The organism is Nonomuraea sp. NPDC050383 (assembly GCF_044459125.1).
Taxonomy (GTDB): Bacteria; Actinomycetota; Actinomycetes; order Streptosporangiales; family Streptosporangiaceae; genus Nonomuraea.
In genome coordinates this window covers 81,025-94,170 of the sequence record NZ_JBITIP010000018.1, presented here as the reverse complement: position 1 = coordinate 94,170, position 13,146 = coordinate 81,025, and the positions used below count along the sequence as shown (strand labels likewise).

11 protein-coding genes and 1 pseudogene are annotated in these 13,146 nt (G+C 71.8%); 2 read left to right on the top strand and 10 right to left on the bottom strand.

Going from position 1 to position 13,146, the window contains the following annotated elements; genetic code table 11:
• Nucleotides 1-210: 210 nt before the first annotated feature.
• The 6 genes and pseudogenes from clpB to ACIBG4_RS34020 form a co-directional block, all read right to left on the bottom strand.
• A complete protein-coding gene (gene clpB / locus ACIBG4_RS34045; RefSeq protein WP_310707288.1) occupies nt 211-2,781 on the bottom strand; it encodes an ATP-dependent chaperone ClpB in 2,571 nt (856 codons plus the stop codon).
• A gap of 33 nt (nt 2,782-2,814) precedes the next feature.
• A pseudogene (locus ACIBG4_RS34040) lies at nt 2,815-3,138 on the bottom strand (heat shock protein transcriptional repressor HspR); the annotation flags it as partial.
• 3 nt (nt 3,139-3,141) lie between these two features.
• Nucleotides 3,142-4,329: a molecular chaperone DnaJ gene (gene dnaJ, locus ACIBG4_RS34035; protein ID WP_397205632.1), complete on the bottom strand. Its 1,188-nt coding sequence runs from the start codon at nt 4,327-4,329 to the stop codon at nt 3,142-3,144.
• 43 nt (nt 4,330-4,372) lie between these two features.
• Entirely contained in the window at nt 4,373-4,987 is a 615-nt protein-coding gene (gene grpE, locus ACIBG4_RS34030; protein ID WP_355434083.1) for a nucleotide exchange factor GrpE, read from the bottom strand.
• Nucleotides 4,987-6,867 (bottom strand): molecular chaperone DnaK, encoded by a 1,881-nt coding sequence (gene dnaK, locus ACIBG4_RS34025; protein WP_397205630.1) that lies wholly within the window; start codon nt 6,865-6,867, stop codon nt 4,987-4,989. Before dnaK ends, grpE begins: the two co-directional genes overlap by 1 nt.
• Nucleotides 6,868-7,071: 204 nt before the next feature.
• Complete coding sequence (locus ACIBG4_RS34020; RefSeq protein ID WP_397205628.1) at nt 7,072-7,536, bottom strand: hypothetical protein; 465 nt, start codon at nt 7,534-7,536, stop codon at nt 7,072-7,074.
• Between the two features lie 120 nt (nt 7,537-7,656).
• On the opposite strand from ACIBG4_RS34020, the gene ACIBG4_RS34015 reads away from it, so the two are divergent.
• Entirely contained in the window at nt 7,657-8,547 is an 891-nt protein-coding gene (locus ACIBG4_RS34015; protein ID WP_397205626.1) for a proline dehydrogenase family protein, read from the top strand.
• 89 nt (nt 8,548-8,636) lie between these two features.
• Nucleotides 8,637-9,431: a pyrroline-5-carboxylate reductase gene (gene proC / locus ACIBG4_RS34010; protein WP_310707282.1), complete on the top strand. Its 795-nt coding sequence runs from the start codon at nt 8,637-8,639 to the stop codon at nt 9,429-9,431.
• Nucleotides 9,432-9,501: 70 nt separating this feature from the next.
• On the opposite strand, the gene ACIBG4_RS34005 is transcribed toward proC, so the two are convergent.
• From ACIBG4_RS34005 to ACIBG4_RS33990, 4 genes are all read right to left on the bottom strand, one after another.
• Nucleotides 9,502-10,242 carry an ABC transporter permease subunit gene (locus ACIBG4_RS34005; protein ID WP_397205623.1) on the bottom strand — a complete coding sequence of 247 codons (741 nt, stop codon included), beginning with the start codon at nt 10,240-10,242 and terminating at the stop codon, nt 9,502-9,504.
• Nucleotides 10,239-11,129 (bottom strand): ABC transporter ATP-binding protein, encoded by an 891-nt coding sequence (locus tag ACIBG4_RS34000; RefSeq protein WP_397205621.1) that lies wholly within the window; start codon nt 11,127-11,129, stop codon nt 10,239-10,241. Before ACIBG4_RS34000 ends, ACIBG4_RS34005 begins: the two co-directional genes overlap by 4 nt.
• An 80-nt stretch (nt 11,130-11,209) precedes the next feature.
• Complete coding sequence (locus tag ACIBG4_RS33995) at nt 11,210-11,869, bottom strand: response regulator (protein ID WP_397205619.1); 660 nt, start codon at nt 11,867-11,869, stop codon at nt 11,210-11,212.
• Nucleotides 11,866-13,020 (bottom strand): sensor histidine kinase, encoded by a 1,155-nt coding sequence (locus tag ACIBG4_RS33990; RefSeq protein ID WP_397205617.1) that lies wholly within the window; start codon nt 13,018-13,020, stop codon nt 11,866-11,868. The genes ACIBG4_RS33995 and ACIBG4_RS33990 overlap by 4 nt, the downstream gene beginning before the upstream one ends.
• Nucleotides 13,021-13,146 lie beyond the last annotated feature (126 nt).

Below are 13,146 nucleotides of genomic sequence, written 5' to 3'. Positions count from 1 at the left end.
CTCGTCGGTACGCTGCCCGGGCGGACGCCGGGCGGATCTCGGACGAAGGCCGAAGCTAGCCAGGGAAGCGGTGCGCCGGGGCGGGCTTGGCCGAACGGTGGACCAGCCCTTACCGGCGAGCGGGCCGCGACCCGGACCCGGGCCCGCGAAAGCCCCGGGAAGCCGGCCGGATAGGCCGGCCCCGGGGCCTTGTCGTCGGTACGTCGCGCGTCAGGCGCGCTTGACGGTCAGCTCGTCGTCGCCGAGGTCGACCAGCACCTTGTCGCCGTCCACGATCTCGCCCGACAGCACCGCCTTGGCCAGCTTGTCGCCGATCGCCGACTGCACCAGCCGGCGCAGCGGACGGGCGCCGTACAGCGGGTCGTAGCCGGTGAGCGACAGCCACTCGCGGGCCGCCGGAGTGACGTCCAGGGTCAGCCTGCGGTCCGCCAGCCGCCTCGCCAGCCGGTCGACCTGGAGGTCGACGATCTGGGCCAGCTCCTCCGAGCCGAGCGCGTCGAACAGGATCACGTCGTCGAGCCGGTTCAGGAACTCCGGCTTGAAGGCGCCGCGGACCGCGCCCATCACGGCCTCGCGCTTGGCGTCGCCCTCCAGCGTCGGGTCCACCAGGAACTGGGAGCCCAGGTTGGAGGTGAGGATCAGGATCGTGTTGCGGAAGTCGACCGTGCGGCCCTGCCCGTCGGTGAGCCGACCGTCGTCCAGCACCTGGAGCAGGATGTCGAAGACCTCGGGGTGGGCCTTCTCCACCTCGTCCAGCAGCACCACGGTGTACGGCCTGCGCCGCACGGCCTCGGTGAGCTGGCCGCCCTCCTCGTAGCCGACGTAGCCGGGAGGGGCGCCGACGAGCCGGGCGACGCTGTGCTTCTCGGAGTACTCGCTCATGTCGATGCGGGTCATCGCCCGCTCGTCGTCGAACAGGAACTCCGCCAGCGCCTTGGCCAGCTCGGTCTTGCCCACGCCCGTCGGGCCGAGGAACACGAACGAGCCGGTCGGCCGGTCGGGGTCGGCGATGCCGGCCCGGCTGCGCCGGACGGCGTCGGACACGGCGCGTACGGCCTGCTGCTGGCCGACCAGGCGCCTGCCCAGCTCGTCCTCCATGCGCAGCAGCTTGGTCGTCTCGGCCTCCATCAGGCGGCCGGCCGGGATGCCCGTCCAGGACGAGATGACCTCGGCGATGTCGTCGGGGCCGACCTCCTCCTTGACCATGGCGTCGTCGGGCTGGGCGGCCTCGGACGCCTCCCGCAGCGCCTGCTCCAGCCTCGGCACCTCCGCGTACATGAGCCGGGACGCCGCCTCGAAGTCGCCGTCGCGCTGCGCCCGCTCCGCCGAGCCGCGCGCCTCGTCGAGCTGCTTCTTCAGCTCACCGACCTTGTTGAGGCCGGCCTTCTCCCGCTCCCAGCGGCCGACGAGGGCGCTCAGCTCCTCCTGGCGGTCGGCCAGCTCCTTGCGCAGCCGCTCCAGCCGGTGGAGCGAGGCGTCGTCGGTCTCCTTGGAGAGGGCCAGCTCCTCCATCTTCATGCGGTCGACGTTGCGCTGGAGCTGGTCGATCTCCACGGGCCGGGAGTCGATCTCCATGCGCAGCCGCGAGGCGGACTCGTCGACCAGGTCGATGGCCTTGTCGGGCAGGAACCGGCTGGTGATGTAGCGGTCGGACAGGGCGGCGGCGGCGACCAGCGCGCTGTCGGCGATCTGCACCTGGTGGTGGGCCTCGTAGCGGCCCTTCAGCCCGCGCAGGATCGCGATGGTGTCCTCGACCGTCGGCTCGCCGACGTACACCTGCTGGAAGCGGCGCTCCAGCGCCGGGTCCTTCTCGATGCGCTCGCGGTACTCGTCGAGCGTCGTCGCGCCGATCATGCGCAGCTCGCCGCGGGCCAGCATGGGCTTGAGCATGTTGCCCGCGTCCATCGCGCCCTCGGCGGCGCCCGCGCCGACGACCGTGTGCAGCTCGTCGATGAAGGTGACGATCTGGCCGTTGCTCTCCTTGATCTCGGACAGCACGGCCTTCAGCCGCTCCTCGAACTCGCCGCGGTACTTCGCGCCCGCCACCATCGCGCCCAGGTCGAGCGAGATGAGCCGCTTGTTGCGCAGCGACTCGGGCACGTCGCCCGCCACGATCCGCTGGGCCAGGCCCTCGACGACGGCGGTCTTGCCGACGCCGGGCTCGCCGATCAGCACCGGGTTGTTCTTGGTGCGCCGGGACAGCACCTGCACCACGCGGCGGATCTCGGAGTCACGGCCGATGACCGGGTCGAGCCGGCCCGCGCGGGCGCGCTCGGTCAGGTCGACGCCGTACTTCTCCAGCGCCTGGTAGGTGTCCTCGGGCGTCTCGCTGGTGACGCGGGCGTGGCCGCGCACCTTCTCGAACGCGTCCAGCAGCGCCTGCGGCGTGGCCCCCTGCCCCTTGAGCAGCTCCGCCACCTGGCCGCCGTCGGTGGCCAGGCCCACGAGCAGGTGCTCGGTGGAGACGTACTCGTCCTCCAGCCGCTTGGCGCGCTGCGCCGCGGTGTTGATGACGGTGAGCAGCTGGCGCGAGCTCGTCGGCGCGCTCACGGTGGAGCCCTGCGCCTTCGGCAGCGCCGCCAGCTGCTCCTCCGCCCTGGCGCGCACGGCCTTCCAGTCGGCGCCCACGGCCTCCAGCAGCGGGACCGCGGTGCCGCCCGTCTGGCCGAGCAGCGTGGTCAGCAGGTGGGCCGGGGAGATCTCCGGGTGACCCTCGGCGGCGGCGCGCCGCATGGCCCCCGAGAGAGCCTCCTGGCTCTTCTGAGTGAGCTTGTAGTCCATCTTGTTCTAGGCCCCCGGTGGCAGCTCGTAGCGGATAAGCGCCTTGACCATCTGCATCTCGGCGCGCAGGCGGTGGACCTCCTCGCGCAGCCGCAACGCCTCGTTCTCCAGCTCCAGGATCCGTTTGATGCCGGCGAGGTTGATGCCCTCCTCCTGGGAGAGCCGCTGCACCTCGCGGAGCTGGAGGATGTCGCGCGTCGAGTAGAGGCGGCCGCGCCCCGCCGTACGTCCGGGGCTGACCAGCCCCAGCCGGTCGTACTGCCGCAGCGTCTGCGGGTGCAGCCCCGAGAGTTGCGCGGCCACCGAGATCACGTAGACGGGCGTGTCGTCTGAGAGATCGAAATAGTTGGCGTCCATCGGCTACTCGCTTCTGGCTCTCTGAATGAGATCAGCTCGCGGGTCGTCACCCGCCGTCGCGGTGCCGAACTCCGTCAGGAGCTCGCGCGACTTGTCGTCGAGGCTCTGCGGGACGACCACCTCCACCGTGGCGAGCAGATCGCCCTTCGTGCCGTCCTTGCGGGCGGCGCCCCGGCCGCGGACGCGGAAGGTGCGGCCGTTCGGGGTCCCCGGCGGGATGCGCAGCGTGACCGGCATCCCCTTGAGGATGGGCACCTTGATCTCGGCGCCCAGCGCGGCCTCCGTGAACGTCACCGGCACGGTGATCGTCAGGTTGTCGCCCGAGCGGCCGAAGACCGCGTGCGGCTTGACGTGGGTGAGGATGTACAGGTCGCCCGCGGGTCCCGCGTTCTCGCCCGGCGCGCCCTTGCCCTTGAGCCGGACCCGCTGGCCGTCGGCCACCCCCGCGGGAATGCGCGCCTGGATGGTGCGCGTGCTCCTGGCCCGGCCGCTGCCGTCGCACACGGGGCACGGGTCGTCCACGAGCAGGCCGCGGCCCTTGCAGTCGCGGCACGGCTCGGAGAAGGCGAAGTTGCCCAGGTTGCGGCTGGCCGCGCCGGTGCCCTCACAGGTGGGGCAGACCCGCGGGGTGGTGCCCGCCTTGGCTCCCGTGCCGCTGCACGCGGCGCAGGCGGCCGAGCTGGTGAGCCGGAGGGACACCGTGGTGCCCTCGACCGCCTCCGTGAACGTGAGCGTGACCTCGGACTCGATGTCCTGTCCGCGGCGGGGCCTGGTGGTGCTGGTGGTGCGGGTCGCACCACCACTCCCCGTGCGGTTGAACAGCCCGCCGAACAGGTCACCGAGCCGCTCCCCGGCGCCGTGGCCGCCCTGGGGGCCGGCCGTGCCGCCGAAGAGGTCGCCGAAGTCGAACGGGAACCCGCCACCGCCGCCGGGCCGCTGGCCGCCGACACCGGAGCCGAACAGCGTCCGCGCCTCGTCGTACTCCTTGCGGCGCTTGCCGTCGGACAGGACGTCGTACGCCTCGGAGACCTCCTTGAACTTGGTCTCCTTGGCGGTGTCGCCCTGGTTGGTGTCGGGGTGGTACTGCCTGGCCAGCTTCCGGTACGCCTTCTTGATCTCATCGGCGGTGGCGGACTTGGGCACACCAAGGACGGCGTAGTAGTCCTTCTCCAGGTAGTCCTTGGTGCTCATCTACAGCCCTTCGTCCATGTTCGTGGAGTTGTCGTCGCCGGAGTCAGTCGGCGATGTCGCCGGACGCCGGGGGGGCGTCCTCGGGCTCGGCCACAGCCACCCGGGCCGGGCGCAGCACCCGCTCGCCCATCCGGTAGCCGGACTGCAGGACCTCGACCGCGGTTGGCTCGGTCACGTCCGGCGAGTAGCTGTGCATCAGCGCCTCGTGGACCATCGGGTCGAACGGCTCGCCCTTCTGGCCGAACGCGCTCAGCCCGAGCTTGGTGACCGCCGCCTCCAGGGACTCCGCCACCTTCGCGAAGCCACCCGTCAGCTCGCCGTGGTCGCGGGCCCGGCCGATGTCGTCGAGCACGGGCAGCAGCTCCATGAGCGCCCCCGCGACGGCCTGCTCGCGCACCGCGACACGGTCGCGCTCGACGCGCCTGCGGTAGTTGGTGTACTCGGCCTGGAGCCGCTGGAGGTCGGCGGTCCGCTCGGCGAGCTGGGCCTCCAGCTCGCCGTCGGTCGTCGTCCCGGCCTGGTCGGGGGCCGGCGCCTGCTCGGAACGGGCCTCGGCCCCCTCCGAACTGACGCGTGGCAGCCCCGTCTCCGGGTCGATCTTGCGGTTGTCGCGGATCACCGGCTCACCGTGCTCGTGCCCGTTGTCACGCGGCGGCATCACTGGTCCTTCTTCGGCTGGTCGTCGTCAACGATCTCGGCCTCGACCACGTCGTCGTCGGCCTTCTGCTGCTGCTGCTGGCCGTCGCCGGGCGCGGCCCCCTGCGGGGCGCCCTCGCCGCCGGCCTGCTGCTGGCTCTGGGCGTAGATCGCCGAGCCCATCTTCTGGCTGACGGTGGCGAGCTTCTCGGCGGAGGTGCGGATCGTGTCGGTGTCCGTGCCCTCCAGGGCCTTCTTCAGCTCGCCGAGCGCGTCGTTGACCTCGGTCTTGATGTCGCCCGGGACCTTGTCGTCGTTCTCGCGGAGGAACTTCTCCGTCTGGTAGGCGAGCCCGTCCGCGTTGTTGCGGACCTCGGCCTCCTCGCGGCGCTTCTTGTCCTCCTCGGCGTACGACTCGGCCTCGCGCATCATCCGCTCGATGTCGTCCTTCGGCAGCGCGGAGCCGCCGGTGATCGTCATCGACTGCTCCTTGCCCGTGCCCAGGTCCTTGGCCGAGACGTTGACGATGCCGTTGGCGTCGATGTCGAAGGTGACCTCGATCTGCGGGATGCCGCGCGGCGCCGGGGCGATGCCGGTCAGCTCGAACGTGGCGAGCTTCTTGTTGTACGAGGCGATCTCGCGCTCACCCTGGAACACCTGGATCTGCACCGACGGCTGGTTGTCCTCGGCCGTGGTGAAGACCTCGGAGCGCTTGGTCGGGATCGTGGTGTTGCGCTCGATGATCTTGGTGAAGATGCCGCCCTTGGTCTCGATGCCCAGCGACAGCGGGGTCACGTCGAGCAGCAGGACGTCCTTGACCTCGCCCTTGAGCACGCCGGCCTGCAGGGCGGCGCCGATGGCGACGACCTCGTCCGGGTTGACGCCCTTGTTGGGCTCCTTGCCGCCGGTCAGCTCCCTGACCAGCTCGGTGACCGCGGGCATGCGGGTCGAGCCGCCGACGAGCACCACGTGGGCGATGTCGGAGACCTTGATGCCGGCGTCCTTGATGACCTGGTGGAACGGGCCCTTGGTCCGCTCGAGCAGGTCGGCGGTCAGCCGCTGGAACTCGGCGCGGGTCAGCTTCTCGTCGAGGTGCAGCGGGCCCTCGGAGGAGGCCGTGATGTAGGGCAGGTTGATGCTGGTCTCGGACTGGCTGGACAGCTCGATCTTCGCCTTCTCCGCGGCCTCGCGCAGGCGCTGCAGAGCCATCTTGTCCTTGGACAGATCGACGCCGTGGGCGTTCTGGAAGCGCTTGACGAGCTCGTCGACGACGCGCTGGTCCCAGTCGTCGCCACCGAGGTGGTTGTCACCGGAGGTGGCCTTCACCTCGACGAAGCCGTGGCCGTCCTCCTGGCCGACGTCGAGCAGGGACACGTCGAAGGTGCCGCCGCCGAGGTCGAAGACCAGGATCGTCTGGTCCTGCTCCTTGTCGAGCCCGTACGCGAGGGCCGCGGCGGTGGGCTCGTTGATGATGCGCAGCACGTTGAGGCCCGCGACGGTGCCGGCCTCCTTGGTGGCCTGCCGCTGGGCGTCGTTGAAGTACGCGGGGACGGTGACCACCGCGTCGGTGATCTTCTCGCCCAGGTACGCCTCGGCGTCCTGCTTGAGCTTCTGCAGGACGAAGGCGCTGATCTGCTGCGGGGAGAACTTCTTGCCGTCGATCTCCTGGGACCAGTTGGTGCCCATCTCGCGCTTGACGGAGCGGATGGTGCGGTCCACGTTGGTGACGGCCTGGCGCTTGGCGACCTCGCCGACCAGGACTTCGCCGTTCTTCGCGAAGGCGACCACGGACGGCGTGGTCCGCGAGCCCTGCGCGTTGGCGATGACGGTGGGCTCACCGCCCTCGAGGATCGAGACGACGGAGTTGGTCGTCCCAAGGTCGATACCTACCGCACGTGCCATGAGTACGTCCTTGTGGTCAAAGTTGAGTCGGTCAGACTCAAGCTACGAATGCCGGGAGGCTTTGTCAAACGACTTGAGCCTACTGGACTCAACCTAGATGACTCGCCCGGCATTCCGACAGAACGCACATTGCTCCAAGAAAGTGCCCCGGCACGGATGTCCGTACCGGGGCGGGGCCTGTCAGGGGTCGCGGGGCCGCTGGGGTCAGTGCTTGGCGCCGTCCACGAGCTTGCGCTTGCCGAGCGGGGCCTTGAGCTTGACGGTCGTGGTCTTCTCGATGGCGATCATGATGCAGGCCACGTTCTTCGCCTTGGGGGAGGCGCCCTCGTACAGGGTGACGGTCACGGTCTTCGCGGTCTCCTTGACCTTGACCCGGTCCAGCACCGTGCAGGGCTCCACGCCGGACGACCACACGAGCCGGATCATGCGGCTCTTGTTGACGGCCCGGGCCGTCTGCCAGGGCACCTTGCGCACGTTCACCGCGTCGCCCGTGGGCTTGACCGGCTGGGGGCCCTTGGGCGGGGTCGTCGCCGCGGGGACGGAGACGGGGATGTGTGGAGCGGGAGAGGCGGCCTGCCCTCGGGAGGGCGGTCCGGCCTGCCCGGCGGGCGTCGTCGTGCCGCATCCCATCGCGAGCACGACAGATCCGGCCAGAAGAGTCGCTTTCAAGGTCCGCATACCCCTACGACGGACGGCACGCCCGCCCGGTTCAAGGAGCGTGAGCGGATCGCGCACCGGGGCGGACGGCGATCCGCCGCGGGGCGGGGGCATCGGGCTAGGGTTGGGGACGTGCTTCGTCAGGTGCTGCTCGCAGCTTCCAGGAGCGACCGCGTCGAGCGGGTCGTGTCCACCTCGCCGCTGACCAGGGACGTGGTCAGCCGCTACGTCGCCGGCGACGTGCGGGACGTCGTCTCCCGGCTCACCCGCGAGGGCCTGCTCGTCAGCGCCGACCACCTGGGCGAGGAGGTCGCCGACCCGGCCCAGGCCGAGCGCGAGGTGCGGGCCTACCTGGCCCTGCTGACCCAGCTGCCCGAGGGCGCCGACGTGTCGGTCAAGCTCACCGCGCTGGGCCTGCGCCTGTCGGAGCAGCTCGCGCTCGACAACGCCGCCACGATCTGCGAGCACGCCGCCGCCCGCGGCATCACGGTCACCCTCGACGCCGAGGAGCACGACACGATCGGCAAGCTCCACTCGGTGCACGCCACCCTGCTCAAGGAGCAGCCCACGGTCGGCGTGGTCGTCCAGTCGTACCTTCCCGGCGCCGTGGAGCGCTGCGCCAGGCTCGCCGAGTCCGAGGGCGTCCGGGTGCGGCTGTGCAAGGGCGCCTACAGCGCGCCGGGGGCCCTCACCGCGCCGGCCGACATCGACCGCGCGTACGTGCGATGCCTCAAGGTCCTCATGGCCGGCGCCGGCTACCCCATGGTCGCCACGCACGACCCCCGGCTGGTGGAGATCGCCTCGGCGCTCGCCGTGCTGCACGGCCGTGACCACTCCGGGTTCGAGTTCCAGATGCTGTACGGCGTGCGGCCCCGCGAGCAGGACCGGCTGGCCCGGCTCGGCGCCCAGATGCGCGTCTACGTGCCGTACGGCTCCGACTGGTACCCGTACCTGATGCGCCGCCTGGCCGAGCGTCCCCGCAACCTCGCCTTCTTCCTGCGCTCCCTGCTCGGCCGCCGCTGAGCGGTTCCCGCCGGGTCGCCGCCGGGACGGCGACCTGGCGTGCGGGCGGCCGGTATGGCGCCGGGTAGGCTGCTCGCGGGAGGTGCGACGTGATCGCGATTCTGGGCACCGGCAAGATGGGCGAGGCGCTGCTGTCCGGGCTGTTGCGGGCGGGACGCCAGCCGGACGACATCGTGGCCACCACGCGCAGGCCCGAGCGGGCGCGCGTGCTGCGCGAGACGTACGGCGTGCGGACGCTGTCCAACTCCGAGGCGGCCAAGGTCGCCGAGACGCTGGTCCTGGCCGTCAAGCCGCAGGACATGGCCACACTGCTGGCCGAGATCGCCCCGCACGTCCCGGCCGACCGGCTGGTGATCACCGCGGCGGCCGGCATCACCACCGCGTTCGTCGAGCAGCGGCTCGACGTCGAGGTGCCGGTGGTGCGCGTCATGTCCAACACGCCGATCCGCTTCGACGAGGCGATGAGCGTCATCTCGGCCGGCGCCCACGCGGGCGAGGAGCACCTGCGGCACACCGAGGACCTGCTCAAGCCGGTCGGCAAGGTGCTGCGCATTCCCGAGGCGCAGCAGGACGCCGCGACCGCACTGTCGGGCTCCGGGCCCGCCTACTTCTTCTACCTGGTCGAGGCCATGGTCGACGCGGGCATCCTGCTCGGCATGCCGCGGGCCGCCGCGCTCGACATGGTGACCCAGTCCATCGTGGGCGCGGCCGTGATGCTGCGCGACTCGGGCGAGCACCCGGTGATCCTGCGCGAGGCCGTGACCTCGCCCGGCGGCACCACCATCGCCGCGATCGCCGAGCTCGAACGGCACAGCGTACGGGCCGCGTTCCTGGCCGCCATCGAGGCCGCCCGCGACCGCGGCCGCGAGCTGGCCTCCGGCTGACACCGTCGCGACCCGGCCTCCACGCACCCACCGGCCGAGGCCGGGTACGCCGGGGAGGCCGTCCGGTGGGTCAGGCGTCGCGGCGGTGCATCAGGGCGGCCGCGACGGCCAGCGTGACGGCGATCCAGCCGAGATAGACGGCGAACCCGCCCCACGAGCTCAGGGAGCCGTTGCCCTCGCCGGACACGACGAGCAGGCCGGCGTTCGTGGTGAAGTGTGCGGCCACGGTCCGCCCCCACTCGCCAGGAAGCTGGTTCGCCAGCGAGGGCAGCACCAGGATCAGCGCGATGGCCGACACGATCGCGCCCGGCGTGTGCCTGACCAGCGTGCCCAGTCCCAGCCCGAACAGCCCGCAGGCGGTCAGGTAGAGACCGGACCCGAGCGCGGACCGCGCCACGTCGCCCAGCTCGATCGACGGCGGCTGGGAGATGGCCACGCCGACGCCGATCGCGCCGGCCGAGGCGACGGTGCAGACGACCAGCGAGATCGCGGCGAACATCGTGATCTTGCCGGTCAGCAGGCTCATGCGCCGGGGCACGGCCATGAACGAGGTGCGGATGCCCCCGGTGCGGTACTCGCTGGAGATCACCAGCACACCCAGGGTGGCCATGGACAGCGACGCCAGCATGAGGCCGGTCAGGCTCAGCATGATCGCCTCCTCGCCCGCGATCGGTCCCTCGGCCGTGTTCCTGGCCGAGGCGCTCAAGAGGGCGGACAGGCCCAGCATCAGTACGGCGGTGGCGGCGAGAGTCCACACCGTCGAGCGGACCGACCGGATCTTGGTCCATTCGGAGCGGATGATGTCGATCATGACGAGTACTCCAGGCTGTCCTTGGTGAGCTCCATGTACGCCGCCTCCAGCGAGGGCTGCACGTGGGTCAGCTCCTCCAGCGGCAGGCCGGCCCGGGCGGTGAGGGCGCCGATCTCCAGCGGCGACATCGCCGTCACGCGCAGGTGGTCGGCGTACAGGCTGCCGACCTTGACCAGTTCGGCCACCTCGGCCAGGCGCGGCGAGCGCACCCGCACGTACGCCTGGGAGCTGCGGCCGATGAACTCCGTCATGCTCGTGTCGGCGATCAGCCGGCCCCTGCCGATCACGACGAGGTGGTCGGCGGTCTGCGCCATCTCGCTCATGAGGTGGCTGGAGACGAACACCGTCCGCCCCTCGGCGGCCAGGTCGCGCATGAACGTGCGGATCCACAGGATGCCGTCGGGGTCGAGCCCGTTGACCGGCTCGTCGAAGATGAGGATCTCGGGGTCGCCGAGGAGCGCGGCGGCGATGCCGAGCCGCTGCGCCATCCCGAGGGAGAAGCCGCCGACGCGCCTCCTGGCGACCTCGCGCAGGCCGACGGTCTCCAGCACCTCACCGACCCTGCTCGCGGGGATCGCGTTGGCCTGCGCGATGGCCAGCAGGTGGTCGCGCGCGCTGCGCCCGCCGTGCACGGCCTTGGCGTCGAGCAGCGCGCCCACCTTGCGCAGGGGGTGCCGCAGCTCCCGGTACGGCGTGCCGTCGACGAGCACCGAGCCGCCGGTGGGGCGGTCGAGGCCGAGGATCATGCGCATGGTCGTGGACTTGCCGGCGCCGTTCGGCCCGAGGAAGCCGGTCACGTGGCCGGGTCTGACGTCGAAGGAGAGGCCGGCCACGGCGACGGTCCGGCCGTAGCTCTTGGTCAGGTTCGTCGCGGTTATCGCGGTCATGTGTCCAGCCTGGCCGGGCGGCGGCGGGCGGACCTCCTGCCGGAGGACCGTTCGCGGGCGGGGCCTCTGGGAGCGCGGTCCTACTCTCCTGGGGTGATCGCCCCTGACTCGTAGGCCACGATCACCGCCTGGGCCCGGTCCCTGACGCCGAGCTTGCCGAACAGGCTCGTCACGTGGTTCTTCACGGTCGAGGGGGAGACGCCCAGCTCGGCGGCGATCTCGCCGTTGGAGCGGCCCCGGCCGATCAGCACGAGGATCTCGCGCTCCCGCTCGGTCAGCCCGCTCAGGGTGGAGCGCCGGCCCGGGCGGCGGGGGCGCGCGGCCCGGACGAACGTGCCGATGAGGCGGGTCAGCAGTCTCGGCGCCACGGCCGACTCGCCCCGGTGGACCACGCGCACGCCCTCCACCAGCTCCTCCGGTGAGACGTCCTTGGGCAGGAACCCGTTGGCGCCGGCCCGCAACGCGGCCAGCACGTTCTCGTCGAGGTCGAACGTGCTGAGCGCGAGCACCCGCACGCCGGGCAGCTCCGCCGTGATGAGCTCGGTGGCACGCACCCCGTCGAGGCCCGGCATGTGCAGGTCCATCAGCACCACGTCGGGGCGAAGCCGCCTGCTCCGCTCGACCGCCTCCTCGCCGTCGGCCGCCTCGCCGACGACGGTCATGTCCGGCTGGGCGTCGAGCATGAGCCGGAAGCCCTTGCGCACCAGCGCGTGGTCGTCCGCCAGCAACACCGTGATCATGCCTGCTCCACGGGGATCTCCAGGGGGATGCGGGCGTGCACCCGGAAGCCGCCTTCCGGCCGGTGGCCCGCGCGCAACTCGCCGCCGCACAGCGCCACGCGCTCGGCCATGCCGCCGAGCCCGAACCCCGGCGGCCGGTCCGTCTGCGCGCCGGCGGCACCGTCGTCGAGGACCTCCACCTCGACCGCGTCCGGCTCGTACGCGAGCAGCGCCCGGGCCCGCGCGCCCGGCGCGTGCTTGCGGGTGTTGGTCAGCGCCTCCTGGACGATGCGGTAGACGGCGTGGTCCACGGCCGCCGGCAGGGGCACGGCCGTGCCGATCACGGTCAGCTCGGCGGGGAGCCCGGCGGTGCGGGCCTCCTCGACCAGCGCGGGGAGGCGGTCCGCGCCGACGCCCGTGGCGGCGTCGGAGCCGTCGCCGTCGGCCCGCAGCACGTACAGGAGCTGGCGCATCTCGGCGAGCGCCTGCCGGGCGGTGCCCTCGGCGCTCGACAGGGCGTCGCGGGTGACGTCGTGGCCCGGCGGTAGCGTCGCGCGGGCGCCGCCGACCAGGGCGTTGATGACGCTGAGGTGGTGTGCGACGACGTCGTGCAGCTCGCGGGCGATGCGCCGCCGCTCGGCGCGGACCGCGGCCTCGGCCGCCTCCGTCTGATCGCGCTCCCTGAGCTGGGCGCGGACGCGGACGAACTGCCCCGTCCCCATGGACGCGAAGAACAGGAAAGCGGTGGGCAACACGGTGCTGGGCCCGTCCACGGCGATCGCGCCGGCGACGTTGTAGACGATCGTGGCCGCGGTGGTGACGAGGACGGCCGGCCTTCCCCCGGTGTAGCGGCCGACGCTGTACAGGGCGATCACCGCGGACGCGTTGGCGCCTTCGACGATGCCGGTGGCCAGGCCCATCAGGTCGAGCGCGGCGACCAGGGCGGCGGCGGCGACCGGGTGGCGGCGCCGTACGAGGAGGGGGACCGTGGTGATCATGAAGTGCGCGGCGCCCGCGGCCGCCTCGCGATCACCCTGCAGGAGCACCGCCACCAGGCCGAGACAGGCCGCGGCGACGAGCGCGAGCACCAGAGCGGCGTCGAGGACGGGCGGCCGCCTGAGGAAGCGCCACACGGCCGCGGCGCGCCGGGCCGTCGGCCGGGGGAGAGCCATGACCTGACCTTATTGCGGCATATGCATGGGTATGCGGACCCGTGTCCGGACGTGCTGTGTTTCACCTTGATCAACGGAGGCCACCGCGTGGACGGCCCCCGTTGACGCTGCGGTAACGTCGCCCCA

Coding starts and splice junctions, on each gene's coding strand:
- ACIBG4_RS34005 (WP_397205623.1), bottom strand. CDS start 10,242: ATGATCGACATCATCCGCTCCGAATGGACCAAGATCCGGTCGGTCCGC.
- grpE (WP_355434083.1), bottom strand. CDS start 4,987: ATGCCGCCGCGTGACAACGGGCACGAGCACGGTGAGCCGGTGATCCGC.
- ACIBG4_RS33995 (WP_397205619.1), bottom strand. CDS start 11,869: ATGATCACGGTGTTGCTGGCGGACGACCACGCGCTGGTGCGCAAGGGC.
- ACIBG4_RS34000 (WP_397205621.1), bottom strand. CDS start 11,129: ATGACCGCGATAACCGCGACGAACCTGACCAAGAGCTACGGCCGGACC.
- dnaK (WP_397205630.1), bottom strand. CDS start 6,867: ATGGCACGTGCGGTAGGTATCGACCTTGGGACGACCAACTCCGTCGTC.
- dnaJ (WP_397205632.1), bottom strand. CDS start 4,329: ATGAGCACCAAGGACTACCTGGAGAAGGACTACTACGCCGTCCTTGGT.
- clpB (WP_310707288.1), bottom strand. CDS start 2,781: ATGGACTACAAGCTCACTCAGAAGAGCCAGGAGGCTCTCTCGGGGGCC.
- ACIBG4_RS33990 (WP_397205617.1), bottom strand. CDS start 13,020: ATGGCTCTCCCCCGGCCGACGGCCCGGCGCGCCGCGGCCGTGTGGCGC.